We start from the raw sequence: 18,105 nt of genomic DNA, 5'->3' as shown, positions 1-18,105 counted from the left end.
GGGAGAACGCCAACGGGCGCGGCACGACGGCCGGCCCGGCTGCTGGCGTCGGTCGTCCCGCGCGACCTTCGACCGCCGCGCGCGGTGGCGCGCGGCGCGCTGGCAGGTCTTCGGACTCGCGGGCCGGACCGGGTTCGGTCGCCTACTGGCCGTCGCTTCCCAGGCCGGTGGCCCAGTGCTGATGACGGCGGTCGTTCCCACTTACCGCTGCGGGGCAGTCCCGGACTCGCACCGGGTTCCCTCTTGCCTCGACCACCCCCGAAGGCGCGGCCGAACCAGCTGCGGCACCACCATATATGGCGATGAAGGCCCGCACGCAACACCACATGTCGCCCCCCGGCGTGTCAACCCGAAGGAAGGGGCCCCGCTTAACGCATTCGGTAGAGGCGGGGCCCCCGCTTAACACCCCGGCGCGCGCGTCAGCTGCCGGCCGGGGCGGGCGAGACCGGGACCGCCGGGCGGCGGCGACGTTGGCGCAACCCGACCACGGCGTCGATGATGAGGAAGCCGAGCAGCGGGCCACCGAACCACGGCAGCGCCCAGCCGAGCGCCACCACGACCGGCACGCCGACAAGCAGCGTCCACCAGCGCAGCCCGCGTACCGCCCCGCGGGCCGGCGGCGCGCCGAGCGGCGCGCGGCGGTCGGCGCGGGTGGGTCGGCGCTGCCACCACATCCGGTAGCCCCAGACGACGACGCAGAGCAGGCCGAGCGCGAGCGCGGCGAGCAGGATCTGGTTCACCGGCCCGAACAGCCGGCCCATGTGCGCCTGGATGCCGAGCTTGCTGAGCTTCGCCAGCACCGGCCAGTCGGCGAAGTCACTGCGCGCGGTCACCGTCCCGGTGGCCGGGTCGACCGCGACCCGGTCGTACCCGACCGGCCACCTGTCGTCGGTCTGGGCGACCGTCCACGCGGCACCGGCCTCGCCGGGCGGGGTGATCGCGACCGGGCCGGACAGGCCGGCGGCGCGGGCGCCGCCGAGCACCCGGTCGTACGTCGCCGGGTCCGTCGCCGTCGCGGTGGCCGCGCCGCCGTGCTGGTGCTCGCCGCCGCCGGTGGCCGGCGGCGCGCCGGCGAGCGCGGTGGAGATCTCCGGGGTACGGGCCCGCAGCGCGTCCAGCCCGGCGCCGAAGTTCGCCCCGGCGTAGCGGGACCAGGTCAGGCCGGTGGCGGAGAGGAAAAGCAGGCCGACGGCGAGCCACACACCGGTGGTGGCGTGCCAGCCCCGGGTCCGGCGCACGCCCCGGGCGGCGGACAGGTCGGGCACGAGCAGGTGCCGGGCCCGGGACCGGCCCGCCGCGCGCCGGCGCCACCACAGCACCACACCGCCGAGCGCCAGCACCCACAGCCAGCTCGCCGCGATCTCCGAGTAGTGCCGCCCGACCGCGCCCAGGTGCAGGTTGCGGTGCAGGTCGTCGAGCCAGGTCGTGGCCGGCGTCGAACCGAACCAGGTGGTCAACCGGCCGGACACCCGAGCGGTGTACGGGTCGACGTAGACGGTGTGCTGCCGGTCGCCGAGGTCGTCCCGGGCGAAGACCACGCGGGTGGTCCGGTCGCCGTCGCCGGGCTGCACCTCGGTGAGCGTGCCGTCGGGGTGCGCGGCGCGGGCGGCGGCGATCTGCTCGGCGAGCGGCCGGGGCTGCCCGCCGACGGTCGAGACGGTGAGCTTGTCGCCGTAGAGCGCGTCGTCGAGCTGCGGGGTGAGCGTGTAGGCCAGCCCGGTGAGCGCGGCGACCAGCAGGAACGGCGCGACCAGGACGCCGGCGTAGAAGTGCAGGCGGGTCAGCAGCGCCACCGCCGCGGATCGGCGCGCCGGCCGGACGGGACCGGCCGGGGTGGTGGATGAGTCCGGCGCGCGGTCGCCGGGCAGTTCGGTCACGGACATCTGGGCAACTCCGATCGGGAAAAAGGAATTGGGGTACGGGCCGGCCCGCTGCCCGTCGAGCCGTGCCGTGGTGCGCGGTTGCCGCCTCCCGGTGGAATGGTCGGCCCGCGCCGGGCGGAAGTTCCCGCCGATGTCCCGATCAGTTCCGGTCGTCACCGCGGGCGGTGGCGGCCAGGAACGCGTTGTACCGGGCCAGGTCGTCGTCCTCGCCGGTCGCCTCGGCCCGGTCGGCGGCCCGGTCGACCCGGCGCTGCTCGCGCTGGTCGGCCCGGATCCACTGCCGGACCAGCAGGACCATCACGACGGCGGCGGGGATCTCACCGAACGCCCAGGCGATGCCCGCGCCCAGCTTCTGGTCCGTCAGCAGCGACGACGCCCAGTCCGGGTGGACGCCGAGATACCAGTCCGGGGCGATGACGGTGGTGGTCTGCATGAGCGCCAGGCCGAAGAAGCCGTGCGCCATCATCGCGGCCAGGTGCAGGAGCACCAGGATCGGGTGGGGGAGCCGGGGCCGCCCCGGATCGATGCCGATGAGCACCCAGAACAGCAGGTAACCGGAGAGCACGAAGTGACCCAGCATGGCCAGGTGGCCGAGGTGGGACCGCATCAGCGTGCCGAGCAGGTCGCTGAAGTAGAGGCCGAACAGCCCGGCCACGTAGACGCCGAGCGCCACCAGCGGATGGGTGAGCAGGCGGGTTACCCGGCTGTGCAGGGCGCGCAGCAGCCACTCCCGGGCTCCGCGTACCCCCGGCTCGGTCGGGCGGCGCAGCGCCCGCAGGGCGAGCGTCACCGGGGCGCCACCGACCAGCAGCACCGGCACCACCATGGACAGCACCATGTGCTGGGCCATGTGCGCGCTGAACAGCACGTACGCGTAGCGGGCGAAGCCGAGGCCGGTGGCGGCGGCCAGCACCAGCAGACCACCGATCCAGCTCGCGGTGCGGGCCACCGGCCAGTGGTGCCCGCCCCGGCGCAGCCGGCGCACCCCGGCCAGGTAGCCGCCGACGCCGACCACGGTCACGGTCAGGAAGAAGAGGTCGGGCAGCGGTTGCCCGAGCAGGTGCGCCGCGGTGGGCGCGGCCGGCATCGCGAACCCGAGCACCGCGGTCACCGGGTCGGCGTCCGCCGGCTCCACCACCGGCGTCGGGCTGCGGGACAACGCCACCGCCAGGCCGATCGTGGCGGCGAAGACGACGAGTTCCCCGGCGGCCAGGCGGATGAACGCGCCGCGTCGCCCGGCGGCCAGGTCCGGCAGGGTACGCCGCCGGTGCGCGGCGCCGAGCAGGCCGAGCAGTACGAGCGCGGCAAGCTTGCCGAGCACCAGCGCGCCGTACCCGGACCGCCAGAGCTGGTCGACGGCGCCGAGGCGCACCGCGGCGTTCGCCAGCCCGCTGACCGCGACGGTCCCGAAGCAGGCGAGCGCGAGCCGGCTGTAGCGCGCGGCGGCCCCGGGCAGGTGCCGGCTGCGCCTGATGGTCAGCAGCGCGGCCAGGCCGCCGGCCCACAGCGCGGCGGCGAGCACGTGCAGGGCCAGGCTGGACACCGCGATCTGGTGGTTGCCCGCCCCGGCGGCGTGCCCGGTCAACGCCGGCGGCAGCAGCCCGACCAGCGCGAGCGCCGACACCAGCGCGGCCGTCCGGCGGGACACGCCGACCCGGGCGGCCACCGCCACCACCGCCGCCAGGCCCGCCTGCACCAGCAGCGACTGCCCCTGCGAGATGTCCGTGCCGAAACTGACCACGCTCGCCGTGCCGAGCCGGTCCAGGGGTACGCCGAGCAGGTCGGAAACGGTGAGCACCAGCAACGCCAGGGCCGCCACCGCCCAGCCGGCCGCCGCCAGCCCGGCGCGGCGCAGCAGCAGCCAGCCGTGCGCGGACACGCTCGTACCGTCGCCCGGCAGCAGGAACGCGGCAGTCACCGCGAACCCGACGGTGAGCGTGGCCAGCCCGTCGACGAGCAGCCGGACCGGCGGCAGGGCCCAGGTGGTGACCGGCCCGGGGTCGGGCAGACCGGGGATCGCGGCGGCGAGCGCGCCGCCGGCCCGCAGCGCGAGCAGCAGTACGGCCACCGCCGAGCCGACCGCCACCAGCCCGACGAGCCAGCCGCCGACCGGCCCCGTCCCACCACCTGCCCCCGGTCGGGCGGTCGTCCTTCCGGCCGTTCCCGGTCCGGCCGTTCCCGGTCCGATCGATCCTGGTTCGGTCGGTCTCGGTCCGGCGGTCGCCGGTTCGGTCGGTCCCGGTTCGGCGGTCGCCGGTTCGATCGGTCCCGGTTCGGCGGTCGCCGGTTCGGCGGTCGCCGGTTCGGTCAGTCCCGGTTCGGTTGGTCCCGGTTCGGTTGGTCCCGGTTTGGCGGTCGCCGGTTCGGTCGGTCCCGGTTCGGCGGTCGCCGGTTCGGCGGGAAGCGTCTCGGCGGGGACCGGTTCGGCCCGGTCGGGCCGCTCGGGGGACTGCGGGGACGATGACGTGGACTGGTACACGGTGCGGAACCTGGTTTCGGATCGGTCGGCCGGGGGCGGCCCGGCCTCGGTGTTCAGGAGGCGCGGCGACGCCGGAGCAGCAGCACGACCGCGCCGGCCAGGGCCAGGGCGACGAGCACCCCACCGGCCAGCAGGACCACCGGCGGGCCGTCCCCGGCGTCACCGCCGGACACCGGGCTCCCCGCCGCGTCGACGCCGCTCGCGCGCGCCCCGGACGCGGCCGGCTCCCCGCCGGGCCCGGACGCGCCAGGCGCTCCGGAAGCCCCGGACCCGCCCGGCACCGCCGGCGGCGTGGGCGCGGCCGGGTCGGCGACCGTGAAGCGGTACGACCCCTGCACCGGGTGGCCGTCGGCGGAGACCACCCGGTAGGCGACCGTGTAGGCGCCGTTGGGCAGCGGTCCGTCGATGGTGACGCGGCCCGCCGTACCGTCCACGGTGGGCGCGCCGGTGGGCACCTTCCGCCGGTCGGCGTCGCTGAGCACGATGGTGGTGAACTCGGGGTTCAGCCGTTGCGCGAACCGCAGCGTGACAGTGGTCGGCGCGGCGGTCAGCCGGGCGTCCTGGGCCGGCGTGGCGGCCTGCAACGAGTTGTGCGCCGCGGCGGGCGCGGCGGGTGCCAGCAGCAGCGCGGTGAGCACCACCGCGAGGGTGGCGACGGTACGGGTACGCATGTCGGACCGGGCCTTCCGGGTCGTCGTCATCCGAGCACCTGCTGGCCGATCCAGCCGCCGTCGGGGCAGCCGGGCGGTACGGCGAACACGGCGGAGCCGATCGGGGTGGTCCACTCGTTGAGCAGGTCCCGTTCGGCCAGCCGGCGCTGGATGGGCAGGAACTGGCGGGTGATGTCGGCCTGGTACGCGGCGAAGACCAGCCCGCTGTCCGCGTGCCCGTCGGCGGTCGGCGCGCCGTCGTAGTTGTAGGGCCGGCGCAGGATCTTCTGCCGGTCGTCGGTGACATGCGCCCGGGTCAGGTGCGAGAAGTCCGGGATGACGGTGAGCCCGTCCGCGCCGAGCGCGGCGAAGTCCGGCTCGTCGTGCTCGGCGACGCCGGTCAGCGGTGCGCCGGTGTCCAGCCGCCGGCCCACCGCGACCTCCCGGTCGGTGCGGCCGAGCAGGTCCCAGGTCTCCAGGTTCATGCTGATCCGCCGCACCACGAGGGTGGTGGAGTCGCGCAGCCAGTCCGGCCCGTCGGTGACCCACACGGCGGTGTCCGACGGCGTGCCCGGCTTCGGGTTGGCGGTGCCGTCGAGCTGCCCGAACAGGTTCCGCTGGGTGCGGCCCGGTTCGGCGCCGGCGGCCCGCCGGAAGCCCTGCTGCACCCAGCGCACGGTGGCGAACGGGCGGCTGTCCTTGACCAGGACGCGCTGGGCGTGGGCGACGGTGAGCGGGTCGTCGGCGCAGATCTGGAGCAGCAGGTCCCCACCCGACCAGCGCGGTTGCAGCCGGTCCACGCGGAACGCCGGCAGTTCGGCCACGGACGGCGGCCGGCGGTCGTCGCGCCCGGCGGCGGCGTAGAGGCCGGGGCCGAAGCCGAATGTGACGGTCAGCCGGGCCGGCAGCAGGCCGAGTTCCGGTTCGGTGTCGGCGAGCGCCGGCCGGCCCTGGGTGAGCCGGGCCGCGTCGTCGGAGAGCAGCCGCAGCATCCGCCCGAGCGCGGCCCGGTCGGTGCCGGGCTTCAGGGTGAACGCCACGAACGCGGCGTGCGCCTGCGGCTCGGTGGTCACGCCGGACTGCCGGGCGCCGTGGAACGGCTCGACCGCGTCACCGACCCGGGCGACCGGAACCGGCTCCGGGCGTACCCCGGGATCGGCGGGACCGGCGGCGGCGACCGCGCCGGCGCCGGCCAGCGCGCCCCCGACGGTGAGCGCGCCGCCGGCGAGCAGGCCGCGCCGACTCACCGGGCGGGCCGTGGCGGAGCCCTCGGTCATGAGGCCGGGCTCATGCTCATCTCCGGCATCGGGGATTCGCCGTCGCCGGGGGCGTAGGACTCCTGGGCGCCGGTGAACGGCTTCGCCACGGCGGTGAACGTCTGGGTGCGGCCGTCCGCGAAGGTGAGCGTGAAGCTGAGTTCGTCGCCCGCCTGCACCGGCTTGGCGATGTTCATCAGCATCAGATGGTCGCCGCCGGGCTCCAGCGTGGCCCGCGAGTGGGCCTTGACCACGATGCCGCCCTCCTTGGGCTGCATGACCATCTTGCCGTCCTTCATGGTCATCTCGTGCAGCTCCATCGGGGAGACCTCGGTGGCCGCCTTGGTGATCGTCACATCCGCGTCGCCGTCGTTGACCAGGGTGCCGAACGCGGCGGTCATGCCCTTGTCGGCGGCCTTCACCCACGGGTCGCTGATGCCGAGCACCCCGGCTGCCGCGCTCGCCGAAGCCGAAGCCGTCGCCGACGGTGCGGCGGTGGTCGAGCCGTCGGCGGAGCCGCAGGCGGCGACGGACGCGGCCAGCAGGGCGGCGCCGATCAGGGCCGCCGGGCGCCGGAGCCGGCCGCTGGTGGTGCTGGGCATGATGTTTCCCCTCGACGATGAGTCTTCGTACCGTTGGTCGAGGTCGAGGGGCGGTTAGTTCCGCCCGGTGCGCTCGATCACCTCACGCACAGCCCGGGCGAGGTCCGGGTGCGTCTGTTGTCGCCCGGGCGACAACAGACGCACCCAGAGCCGCCGGTCAGCAGTTGCGCAGCGTCGGTGACTGGTTGAGCAGTTGGCCGCGGCTGGAGGTGAAGCGGCGGTACGCCTCGGAGTCGGCGGCGGACGGCCGGAACGCGGCCACCCGGTGGCAGTTCTGGAACGCCAGCTTCACCCCGAAGTGGCGTTCCAGGCCGGCGCGGATCGCGTCGCTGGCGAGGGCGCGCAGCAGTTGCCCGCGCTCGGTCTCGCCCGGCGGCGGGACGAGGTTGTCGGTGAAGTCGGCGTCGGACGTCTCCAGGTCGGCGACCACCCGACTGACCGTCTCCCAGGCGTACGGCAGGGAGTCGCGGACGCAGGTGACGAACGCCTCCTCGTCGATCGCGCCGGTCTCGGCGGCGTGCAGCAGGGCGGGCGGAACGGTGAGCGACATGGCGGTCCTCCACTACTCGGTAATGGAAATCGTTTCCATCTGTTGTGACGAGCACACCACGGGGACGGGGAGCGGTCAGGCACCGGCACACGCCGAAACGGCGGACGGGCCAGGGCCCGTCCGCCGCAGCGGTGTCAGCGGAGATCAGCCCCGGCGCGCCTCGATCGCCTCGATGACCCGGGGACGCAGCTCGGCGGCGCGGATCACCGCGTCCACCGAGCCGACCTCGACCGCGCGCTGGATGCTGTGCACCCGGTCGAACTCGGTGGCCACCTCGCCCAGCTTCTCGGCGCGTACCGATGAGCGAAGTTCGTCCAGCTCCGCGGTGAGCGTGGCGCGTTCGGTGCCGGCGGCGGACGCGACCCGGCCCTCCAGGTCGCGTACCCGGGGGTCGGCGGCGGTGCGCGCGGCGACCTCGCCGGCGAACACCACGGCGGCGGCCGGCGCGCCGCCGAGCACCGAGGCGTACGAACCCTCGATCGCCAGCACCGTCATGCTCGGGTTGAGCGCCTTGGAGAACACCACGAACGCGCCGCCGTGATAGCGCGAGATGACGCAGAAGACGATCGGGCCGCGGAAGTTCACGATCGCCCGGCCGATCTCGGCGCCGTACTCCAGTTGCAGCTTGCGCATCGACTCCGGCGAGCCGTCGAAGCCGGACAGGTTGGCCAGCACCACGAGCGGCCGGTTGCCGCTTGCCGCGTTGATCGCCCGCGCCGCCTTCTTCGACGACCGGGGGAACAGCGTGCCCGCGGTGTAGGTGTCCGGGCCGTCGGTGGGCGGGAAACCGCGCCGGGGCACCGACCGCGACTCGATACCCAGCAGGCACACCGGGATGCCGCCGAGGTGCACGTCCTGCACCACCGCGGTCTCCGCGTCGGCCATGCCGGCCCACCGCTCCAGCACCGGGTGGTCCTGGTCGGCCAGGGCCCGCATCACCGTACGGATGTCGAACGGCTTCTTCCGGTCCGGGTTCGCGGTGGCGGAGAAGATCTCGCCGACGGTGGCGAAGTCGCTGCCGGCCACCGTGTGCGGGAAGGTGGAGACGTCCCGGTCCACCGGGTCGGTGGTGGTGGCCCGGCGTGGCGCGTCCTCGCCCGGCGCCACGTACGTGTGGTCGTAGTGCGCCATCAGCACGTCGCGCGCCGCCGGCAGGTCCGGCGCCCAGTACTGGGCCTGACCGTTCGGGCCCATCACCCGGTCGTAGCCGCCGATGCCGAAGTTGTCCTCGGCGGACACGCCGCCGGAGAAGTCGAGCGACTGCTTGCCGGTGAGCACCATGGCCGAGTCCGGCGTCATGACCAGCACGCCCTTGGTGTGCATGAGCATCGTCGCTTCGGCGTTCCAGTAGGGCTGGGCGCCCACGGTGATGCCTGCCACCACGATGTTGATCTCACCGCCGGCCTGGGTGAACTCGACGATCCGCTTGAGCGCGGCGGCCACCCAGTCCATGTTCTCGGTGCCCGAGGTCATCGAGATGCGGGCGCCGGCGGAGAGCGCGTACCACTCCAGCGGCACCCCCAACCGCTCCGCCAGGTCGAGCGCGGCGATGACCCGCCGGCACTCCGGCTCGGAGAGCGCGCCGAGCGACTTCGTCGGGTCGCCGAGCAGCACCACCCGGGTCACGCCCTGCGGATGCCGGGGCGTCGGCGTGGTCACCACGCCGGCCACGATCGCCGCGGCGTTGCGTCCCTTCGGGCGGTCCACCGGCACCAGCACGTGGTCGGCGTCCAGGTCGTGCTCGGCGAAGTCACCGAGCAGGCCGGTCAGCTCGTACGGGTAGACCGTGTTGCGGCTGGCCGCCCGCAGCACCTTGAGCCGGTAGTCGTCGAGCGGCTCGACCGGCCCGGTCGGCGGCTCGCCGATGGTGAGTTCGGCCCGTCCGGTGACGTCGAAGGTGATCCGCACGCCGACCTTGGTCAGCTCGCCGGTGCGCCGGTCGCGCTGCCGCGCGATGAACAGGACCTCCTCCAGGTCGGCGCCGACCGTCGTGGGGCGCATCCGCCCGGCGATCAACTCCATCTCCTCGCGGGTCAGCTCGCTCGGCGGCCACACGTAGATGACGATCCGGTTGGTGGGGAACCGGACCTTCGACGGCCGCCGGGACTGCGCGCGGCGGATCGAGTCGATGCAGGCGGCGACCGTGTCCTCGGCGGTCGGCAGCGCGACCAGTCGCCCGTCCTGCTCCCGCAGCCCGGTCAGGTCGCGCACCTGCGCGAACGCCACCAGCCGCTGGTCCGACGGGTTCTCCCGGGCGACCGCCTGGAAGAGGTAGACCTCCTCGTCCAGCGACGGCAGCCGGGTCAGGTCGAAGCCGTGCAGCCGCTCCATCTGCATGCGCTGCGCGATGTACGGGTGCAGGCCGCGGATCAGCCGCTCCTCGACCATCCGGCTCCCGGACCCGTCCGGGCGGAACGTGAAGTGGTGGTGCATGACCGCGCCGCTGCGACCGGCGACGGTGATGGTGAGCCGGCGGACCCGGTCCGGCAGCGGATGCGCGTTGATCACGTCGAGCAGCGCGGCGGCGATGGCGGCCAGGTCCTCCGGCTGGCTCTCCCAGGCCAGGTAGACGTCGGCGTCGACCGCCTCGGCGTCCCCGGCCACCTCGGCCAGGCCGCGCAGCGCGTCGCCGAGCGCGTCGAACCGTACCGCCGTGGAGACCACCGTCGACTCGGCCCGGCCGGCGACCACGAACACGCAGTCCCCGGCGGTGTGGGTGCGCACGCCGGTGAGCGCCTTGTTGCCGTAGTAGCGCCGGGTCAGCACCTCCAGCATGGGCACGTTGTCCAGGTTGTCCCGCACCAGCCGCTGGCCGAGCAGCCGGACCAGCGGCTCGGTGCTGCGGACCATCTCGGCGATCCGCTCGGCCCGGTCCGGCGCGTCGGGCCGGTCGTCGAGGTGCCGCAGGTGCGCCCGGACCCGCGCGTACACCTTGGCCCGGTTGCGGCGCAGCAGCGGCTGGGCGAACCAGGCGAACACCACGCCCCGGGCCAGGTCGGCGACGACCGGGAAGCGGACCTGGGTGGCCGAGACCAGCCGTTCCAGCGCGAGGCCGGCGGGCTCACGCAGCGCCTCGTCCGGCGGCGGCTCCCGCAGCCACGACCGCAGCAGCGCGGCGATCGCGGTGGCGTCGACGGCGGCCCGCTGCTGGGCCAGGAAGATCCGGAACACCGCGGCCTCAAGGGCGGGGGTACGGTCCAGCTCGGTGACGTCGTAGTGGCCCAGCGCCTTGGCCAGGCGGGCCCGGAACGACTCCGGTGACCCGGCCCGCTCCACGTCGAGGCTCTGCAGGTAGGTGTGGAAGTGCTCGCGGGCGCTGTGCAGGTGGCCGCTCGGGACGTCCTCGCCGCCGGGCCGGTTGCGGCTCAGCTCGGCCAGGTCGGCGAAGACCTCGACCAGCTCCAGCTCCTCGGCCAGCGGCCGGTGCCCGGCGTCGGTGGCCGCCCGCCGCGCGTCCAGGTAGTCGTCGAGCACCCGGCGCTCGTCGTGCGGGTCGACGTCGAAGCCCAGCAGCAGGGCGCGCAGGTCCTCCCGGCCGCGTTCGGCCCGGCTCCGCGCCGGCACGTCCCCGGCGGCGGCGGGCAGGTCCAGCTCGGCCGCCGGCTCGACCGCGGCGACGGCCCCGGCCTCCTCCTCGGCGACCGGCTCCAGGCGCAGCAGCGGCGCGCCGGCCTCCACCTGGGTGCCCACCGCGACGGCGCACTCCTTGAGGCGGGCCCGGAACGGCGCCCGCAGCACCGTCTCCATCTTCATCGCCTCCAGCACCAGCACCGGCGCGCCGGCCTCCACCTCGGCGCCGATCTCCAGCGGGGTGGCGACGACGAGCGCCGGCATCGGGGACCGCAGCACGCCCCCCTCGTCGCGGCTGATCCGGTGGGTGACGCCGTCCACCTCGACCAGGTGGACCGGGCCGTGGGTGCCGGTGAGCAGGCGGTAGCGGACGCCGTTGACGACGATCTGCCCGGTGTGCCTGTCGAACCGGTCCAGCTCGACATCGGCGGTGACCGTGTCGCCGCCGGCCTCCACGCCGACCCGGAACCGGTGCGCGCCGACCCGGGCGACCCGCATCCGGTAGGTCGCGCCGCGCAGCTTGAGGTCGAGCGGCCGGCCACTGCGGTGCTGTACCTGGGGCCGACCGCCGGCCGCGGTGGAGAGCAGCCGCTGCCGTTCGGCGGCCTCGTCCTCCTCGTACGCCTCGATCGCGGCGGCGGCCAGCGCCACCGCGGAGTGCCGGTGCGCGACGAGCCGGCCCTCGCCGCGGACCCGGTCGATCCAGCCGGTGTCCGCGCTGGCGTCGATCACCTCGGGCTGGTCGAGCAGGTCGAGCACGAAGCTCTTGTTCGTCGCGCCGCCGGCGATCACCACGGTGGTGTTCGCCATCGCCCGGCGCAGCCGGCCGAGCGCCTCGTCCCGGTCCCGGCCGTACGCGATGATCTTGGCGATCATGGAGTCGAAGTCGGCCGGGATGGTGTCGCCCTCGCTGACCCCGGTGTCCACCCGGATGCCCGGCCCGGCGGGCAGGTCCAGCCGGGTGATCCGGCCAGGGGAGGGGGCGAAGTCCCGGTCCGGGTCCTCGGCGTTGAGCCGCGCCTCGATGGCGTGCCCGCGCTCGGCCGGCGGCCCGCCGGTGAGCCGACCGCCACCGGCCACGTGCAGCTGCGCCTTGACCAGGTCGAAGCCGGTGGTCGCCTCGGTGATCGGGTGCTCGACCTGGAGCCGGGTGTTGACCTCAAGGAAGGCGAAGAGCCGGTCGCCGGGGTGGTAGAGGAACTCCACCGTCGCCGCGCCCCGGTAGCCGACCGCCACCGCCAGCCGCTCCGCCGACGCCTTCAGCTCGGCGACCTGCTCCGGGGCGAGCACCGGCGACGCCGACTCCTCGATCACCTTCTGGTTGCGCCGCTGCACCGAGCAGTCCCGGACGCCGAGCGCCCACGCCGTGCCCTGCCCGTCCGCGATCACCTGCACCTCGACGTGCCGGGCGCCGCTGACCAGGCGCTCCAGGAACACCACGCCGCTGCCGAACGCCCGCGCCGCCTCCTGGCTGGTGCGCTCGTACGCGTCGGCCAGCTCGTCGTCGCTGCGGATCACCCGGATGCCGCGCCCGCCGCCGCCCGCGGTCGCCTTCAGCATCAGCGGGTAGCCGATCTGCGCCGCCGCGGCCAGCGCCGCCTCCAGGCTCTCCACCGCGCCTCGGCTCCACGGCGCGACCGGCACGCCGACCTCCTCGGCGATCAGCTTGGAGCCGATCTTGTCACCGAGCTTGCGCATCGCCTCCGGGCTCGGCCCGACGAACGTGACGCCGACCTTCTCGCACAGCTCGGCGAAGGCCGGATCCTCGGCCACGAAACCCCAACCGACCCACGCGGCGTCCGCGCCGGTCTCCACCAACGCGCGCTCCAGCACCTTCAGGTCGAGGTACGGGCGGGCGGACGCGGGCCCCAGGTCGTAGGCGACGTCCGCCTCGCGGACGAAGGTGGCGGTGCGGTCGACGTCGGTGTGGAGCGCGACGGTCTCGATCCGGCTGCCGGTCTCCGCGGCCAGCTCACGGACCGCGTGGATGAGCCGCATGGCGGCCTCACCCCGGTTGACGATGGCGACACGGGTGAACACGTGACCGTCCCCTTCGGTAGACCCACGGTGGAACGCCGGGTGGCGGCGATGCTCCGGCCTGCCTCACCTTTCCGTCTGCCAGCGGGCGGCGCCATGCCGTAACCGCCGAACCGGAGCGGGGACCGTTGTAGGAACCGCACAAAACTTTTTAGCCAAAACGCGGACGACGCCGGGCCCCATCGGGTCCGGCGTCGCGCGGCGGTCGGGACGTACCGGTTCAGCCCGGGATCTCCCGAGGGTCGCGGCTGCGGGGGTACGTGTTCTTCTCCCCGATCGTGCCGTCCTGCTTCTTGATCACGTGCTCGGTGCCACGGTCGGCCGCCATGTCCCTCGATCCGTGGTCGATGGGAAATGTCTGCCCCCGCGCGCGGTGGGCTAATCCTGCCTAGGCTCGATCCGGAGGTGCCGAAGATGAAGCTCGGACTGCACTACTGGACCTACTCCACGCCGGCCGACCCGGCGGCGATCGCGCCGACCCTGGCCCAGACCGCCACCCTGGCCGAGGAGGCCGGGGTCGCCTCGTTCACGGTGATGGACCACTACTTCCAGATGGAGGCGATGGCGCCGGCGAGCGAGCCGATGCTCGAGGCGTACACGACCCTCGGGTACGTGGCGGCGCTGACCCGGCGGATGACACTCGGCGTGCTGGTCACCGGCGTGATGTACCGCTACCCGGGCCTGCTCGCCAAGATCGTGTCGACGCTCGACGTGCTCTCCGGCGGCCGGGCCCGGCTCGGCATCGGCGCGTCCTGGTACGAACGCGAGCAGCGTGGCCTGGGCGTGCCGGTGGTGCCGATGGCGGAGCGGTTCGAGCGCCTGGAGGAGACGCTGCGCATCTGCAAGCAGATGTGGAGCGACGACGACGGTCCGTTCGAGGGCCGCCACCACCGCCTCGCCGAGACGCTCAACTCGCCGCAGCCGCTGACCCGCCCACACCCGCCGATCATGGTCGGGGGCGGCGGCGAGAAGAAGACGCTGCTGCTGGTGGCCCGCTACGGCGACGCCTGCAACCTGTTCGGCGCCGGCCGCGACGAGGTGGCGCACAAGCTCGACGTGCTGCGCCGGCACTGCGCCGACGAGGGGCGGGACTACCACGAGATCGAGAAGACGGTCCTGGTCAGCCGCTCACCGCTGGATGACGTGAACGCGTTCCTCGCCGACGTCGCCGCGTACGCGGAGCTGGGGGTGACCGAGGTGCAGACGGTGCCGGACCGCGATCCGGTGGAGTTCACCCGCCGCCTGGCCGACGACGTCCTCCCCAGGCTCACCGCCCTTCCCTGAGCGCGGTATTTGCCGGAACGGCAAGGATCCTTGCCGCCGGGTTTACCCGGGCGCACGATGGCGGGGCCGGGCCGCTGGAGCGCCCGGGGCGAAGGAGGCAGGCATGACCGGGCACCACCACCAGCAGAACCCGCCGGCGGACACCGATCCGACCCGGTTCTGGGACGAGCGCTACGGACAGTCGGACCGGATCTGGAGCGGCCAGGTGAACCCGGTGCTCGCCGAGGTGGCCGCCGAGCTGACCCCCGGCACCGTGCTCGACCTGGGCTGCGGTGAGGGCGGCGACGCGATCTGGCTGGCCGCCCGCGGCTGGCGGGTCACCGCCGTGGACATCTCGACCGTCGCGCTGGAACGGCTCGCGGTGGAGGCCGCGCGGGCCGGCGTGGCGGACCGGATCACCACCGCCCGGCACGACGTGCTGCACGACTTCCCGGCCGGCCGCTTCGACCTGGTGTCGGCCCAGTTCTTCCAGTCCCCGCTGATCCTGCCCCGGGAGCAGGTGCTGCCCCTGGCGGCCGGGGCGGTCGCGTCCGGCGGGCGGCTGCTCGTCGTCGAACACGGCGCGCCGCCGCCGTGGTCCGGGCTCGACCCCGACGACCCGCGGTTCGCCACCCCGGACGAGATCCTGGCCGCGATGGCCCTCGACCCGGAGAGCTGGGAGACCGAGCGGCTGGGCGAGTTCCGCCGCATCGCCACCCACGACGGCCACACCGGGGAACTCGTCGACCACGTGGTGCTGGCCCGCCGCCGCTGACCGCGCACGCCGTCCGGCCGCGTCGATGGTCGCCCCGGCGACCACCGACGTACCCGAACCCGGGCGGTCGGGCCGGCGCGGTGGGGCCGCGGCGCGCCGTCAGGCCGGCACGGGCGGCCGGGGCCGGGTCAGCGCCAGGGCCAGCAGGCCGCCCGCGCACAACGCCGCGCTCATGCCGTACGCCCACCGGAAGCCGACCTGCGCGGAGAGCCCGAGCAACGGGCCGGCGAGCATGGCGCCGATCGGGAACGAGTTGGTGAACAGCGTGGTGGCCCGGCCGGGCTGCCCCGGCAACAGGTCCTGCACGTAGGCGATGGCGACGCCGGACACCGCGGCGATGAACAGCGCGTTGACCGGCTGCGCGAGCAGCAGGACCCCGACGCTCGACGCCCCGGCGGCGATCAGGTAGTAGACGACGCCGCAGCCGGCGCCGACCAGGATCAGCGCGCGCAGCCTGAACCGCGCGGTGAGCGCGCCCAGCCCCAGCATCAGCGGGATCTCCAGCGCCGCGCAGAGGCCCAGCACCAGACCCGCGTCCGCCGGGTCGCCGCGCAGGTCCCGGCCGATGAACAGCGGCAGCACCTGCACGCCGAGCGTCATCGGGCACTGCAACATGGTGAAGGTGACCACGGTCAGCGCCAGCCGCCACCGCGACGCCTCGGCCGGGAGGGCACCCCGCTCGTCGGCGGTCGGCCGGGGCGGCAGGGGGAGCTCCTTCAGCCGGGCCACGACCACGAGCGCGGCCAGCGCGTACATCGCGGCGGCGGTGGCGTAGAGCAGCCGGAAGCCGCCGCTCGAGAGCAGCACCGCGGCCAGCGGCGGCCCGGCGACCCAGGCCAGCGAGAAGACGGTACGCATGGCGCTGATGCCCAGCGCGGCCCGCCCGGGACTGTCCCGGTCGAGGAGTTGGCGGGCGTACGCGAACGACTGCGGGAACGTCGAGTTGGCGAACGCCATGGCGGTCACGGTCAGCGCCAGCAGGATCCAGTAGTCGCGGACGACCGCGATCAGGCCGGTGCCCACCACCCCGGCCAGCGCCGCCCCGATGAGCAGCCTGCGCCGGATCGGCCACCGGTCGGACAGGCGCCCGACGAGCGAGGCGACCACCACCCCGGACAGCGGCGCGACGACCAGGATCACGGTGACCCGCACCGGATCGGCCTGGACCTCGGTGTTGAGGAACAGCGACAGGAACGGCATGACCACGGCGACGGACAGGCCGACCGTGAGGAACAGCAGGGCCAGCGGCAGCAGCCGGAAGGGGCCGGCGCGCACCGCCGGCCGGGTGTCCAGAGCCATGCGGCGCACGCTACGCGCTGACCCCGCGCGGACCGAAGCGGTTTCCCGGCCCTGCGGGACCGGACGTTAAGAAGGGCCCCCGCCTATGCAAAAGGCGTTAAGCGGGGGCCCCGCCTTACCGCTCAGCCGGCGGCGGTGGGGGAGGGGGGCGCGCTGCTGCCGCGCGGTGCGGCGGGGGTCATCAGCGCGGCGATCTCCTTCTGGTCGGCGGGAGAGGGCAGGCCCCACTCCGGGCGGTAGCCGTACACCTGGTCCAGCGGGGTGGAGGCGGTCCGGCCGTCGACGATCTCGACGGAGTCGGTGCCGATCAGGCCGGGGTGCTCCACGCCGCACGCCTCGGCCACCTTGACCAGGTCGCGGCGCAACGTGCGGATGTAGTTGGCCGCCCGCACCGACTTGCGGGCCGGGTCGAGGCCCCGGGCCAGCCAGGCGTTCTGGGTCGCGACGCCGGTCGGGCAGGTGTCGGTGTGGCACTTCTGCGCCTGGATGCAGCCGATCGCCAGCATCGCCTCCCGGCCGACGTTGACCATGTCGGCGCCGAGCGCGAACGCGACCACCGCGTTGTCCGGCAGGCCGAGCTTGCCGGCCCCGACGAACACCACCTGCTCGTGCAGGCCGCGTTCGGCGAACGTCCGGTAGACGCGGGAGAAGCCCTGCTGGAACGGCAGCGACACCGAGTCGCTGAAGATCAGCGGGGCGGCGCCGGTGCCGCCCTCGCCGCCGTCCACGGTCACGAAGTCCACGCCCCGGCCGGTGTCGCGCATCAACGTGGTCAGCTCGTCCCAGAAACCCAGGTCGCCGACGGCGGACTTGATGCCGACCGGCAGGCCGGTCTCGGCGGCGAGCAGCTCCACCCAGTCCAGCAGGCTGTCACAGTCGGAGAACTCGGCGTGCCGCGACGGGCTGACGCAGTCCCGGCCCACCGGGATGCCCCGGGTGGCGGCGATCTCGGCGGAGACCTTCGCCGCCGGCAGCAGGCCGCCCAGGCTCGGCTTGGCGCCCTGGCTGAGCTTGATCTCCAGCGCCCGCACCGGCGCGCCCGCCACCAGGTCCTTGAGCCGGTCCAGGCTGAACCGGCCGTGCTCGTCCCGGCAGCCGAAGTAGGCGGTGCCGAGCTGGAGAACCAGCTCACCGCCGTGGCGGTGGTACGGCGACAGCCCGCCCTCGCCGGTGTTGTGCAGGCAGCCGGCGAGCGCGGCGCCCCGGTTCAACGCCTCGACCGCGTTGCCGGAGAGCGAACCGAAGCTCATCCCGGAGATGTTGACCACCGACTCCGGCCGGAACGCCCGCGCCCGCCCACGGGCCGCGCCCAGCACCTTGGCGCAGGGCAGCGCCACGTCGTGCCCGGCGGCGGGCGTCGACGGCGGCACGGCCCGGCCGAACGTGCGGTGCTTGACGATCGGGTAGCCGCGGGTGTGCTCGATGTCGTTGTCGGTACCGAACCCGAAGTAGTTGTTCTCCTGCTTCGCCGAGGCGTACACCCAGCGCCGCTGGTCGCGGGTGAAGGGCCGTTCCTCGTCGTTGCCGGCGACGATGTACTGGCGCAGCTCGGGTCCGATCGACTCGAGCAGGTAGCGGGCGCGGCCCAGGACGGGGAAGTTGCGCCGCAGCGCGTGGTCACGTTGCAGCAGGTCCCGTGCGGCGAGTGCGGCGACGGCGGCGACGGCGGTGGGTACGGCTCTTCTGGCCCAGCTCATCCCGCCTCTCTTTCCGCCCCGGCCGCCGGTCAAACTCGGCGGGA

Annotated in this window: 12 protein-coding genes and 1 riboswitch; of the genes, 2 read left to right on the top strand and 10 right to left on the bottom strand. The window is 74.3% G+C overall.

What is annotated here, in order from left to right; all coding sequences use genetic code 11:
- Nucleotides 1–83: 83 nt before the first annotated feature.
- A riboswitch (cobalamin riboswitch) is annotated at nt 84–295 on the bottom strand.
- 124 nt (nt 296–419) lie between these two features.
- From O7613_RS12015 to O7613_RS11980, 8 genes are all read right to left on the bottom strand, one after another.
- The gene (locus tag O7613_RS12015; RefSeq protein ID WP_282293868.1) at nt 420–1,883 is read right to left on the bottom strand and encodes a PepSY domain-containing protein; all 1,464 of its coding nucleotides are present in this window, start codon (nt 1,881–1,883) and stop codon (nt 420–422) included.
- 139 nt (nt 1,884–2,022) lie between these two features.
- Nucleotides 2,023–3,969: a bifunctional copper resistance protein CopD/cytochrome c oxidase assembly protein gene (locus tag O7613_RS12010; protein ID WP_282293867.1), complete on the bottom strand. Its 1,947-nt coding sequence runs from the start codon at nt 3,967–3,969 to the stop codon at nt 2,023–2,025.
- Between the two features lie 446 nt (nt 3,970–4,415).
- A complete protein-coding gene (locus O7613_RS12005) occupies nt 4,416–5,033 on the bottom strand; it encodes a copper resistance CopC family protein (protein WP_282294525.1) in 618 nt (205 codons plus the stop codon).
- Between the two features lie 26 nt (nt 5,034–5,059).
- Nucleotides 5,060–6,289, bottom strand: a complete 1,230-nt coding sequence (locus O7613_RS12000; RefSeq protein WP_282293866.1) for a Dyp-type peroxidase — start codon at nt 6,287–6,289, stop codon at nt 5,060–5,062.
- Complete coding sequence (locus tag O7613_RS11995; protein WP_282293865.1) at nt 6,286–6,870, bottom strand: copper chaperone PCu(A)C; 585 nt, start codon at nt 6,868–6,870, stop codon at nt 6,286–6,288. The genes O7613_RS12000 and O7613_RS11995 overlap by 4 nt, the downstream gene beginning before the upstream one ends.
- A 157-nt stretch (nt 6,871–7,027) precedes the next feature.
- Entirely contained in the window at nt 7,028–7,420 is a 393-nt protein-coding gene (locus O7613_RS11990; protein ID WP_281588707.1) for an SCO5389 family protein, read from the bottom strand.
- A gap of 144 nt (nt 7,421–7,564) precedes the next feature.
- Nucleotides 7,565–13,030 carry a carboxyl transferase domain-containing protein gene (locus O7613_RS11985; RefSeq protein WP_281588709.1) on the bottom strand — a complete coding sequence of 1,822 codons (5,466 nt, stop codon included), beginning with the start codon at nt 13,028–13,030 and terminating at the stop codon, nt 7,565–7,567.
- 217 nt (nt 13,031–13,247) lie between these two features.
- Complete coding sequence (locus tag O7613_RS11980; protein ID WP_281588711.1) at nt 13,248–13,355, bottom strand: DUF2188 domain-containing protein; 108 nt, start codon at nt 13,353–13,355, stop codon at nt 13,248–13,250.
- 86 nt (nt 13,356–13,441) lie between these two features.
- Between O7613_RS11980 and O7613_RS11975 the strand changes: the two genes are divergently transcribed.
- The gene (locus O7613_RS11975) at nt 13,442–14,311 is read left to right on the top strand and encodes an LLM class F420-dependent oxidoreductase (RefSeq protein WP_282293863.1); all 870 of its coding nucleotides are present in this window, start codon (nt 13,442–13,444) and stop codon (nt 14,309–14,311) included.
- 103 nt (nt 14,312–14,414) lie between these two features.
- Nucleotides 14,415–15,065 (top strand): class I SAM-dependent methyltransferase, encoded by a 651-nt coding sequence (locus O7613_RS11970; protein ID WP_282293861.1) that lies wholly within the window; start codon nt 14,415–14,417, stop codon nt 15,063–15,065.
- 99 nt (nt 15,066–15,164) lie between these two features.
- Here the strand turns inward: O7613_RS11970 and O7613_RS11965 are convergent, their stop codons facing one another.
- Both O7613_RS11965 and O7613_RS11960 read right to left on the bottom strand, forming a co-directional pair.
- Entirely contained in the window at nt 15,165–16,364 is a 1,200-nt protein-coding gene (locus O7613_RS11965; protein ID WP_282293859.1) for a sugar efflux transporter, read from the bottom strand.
- Nucleotides 16,365–16,486: 122 nt separating this feature from the next.
- Nucleotides 16,487–18,061, bottom strand: coding sequence for an FMN-binding glutamate synthase family protein (locus O7613_RS11960; protein ID WP_282293857.1), 1,575 nt, complete (start codon nt 18,059–18,061; stop codon nt 16,487–16,489).
- Nucleotides 18,062–18,105 lie beyond the last annotated feature (44 nt).

This window comes from Micromonospora sp. WMMD975 (genome assembly GCF_029581215.1).
Classification (GTDB): domain Bacteria; phylum Actinomycetota; class Actinomycetes; order Mycobacteriales; family Micromonosporaceae; genus Micromonospora.
Note: the sequence above shows the minus strand (reverse complement) of the source record. Positions and strands in the feature narration are given on the sequence as shown.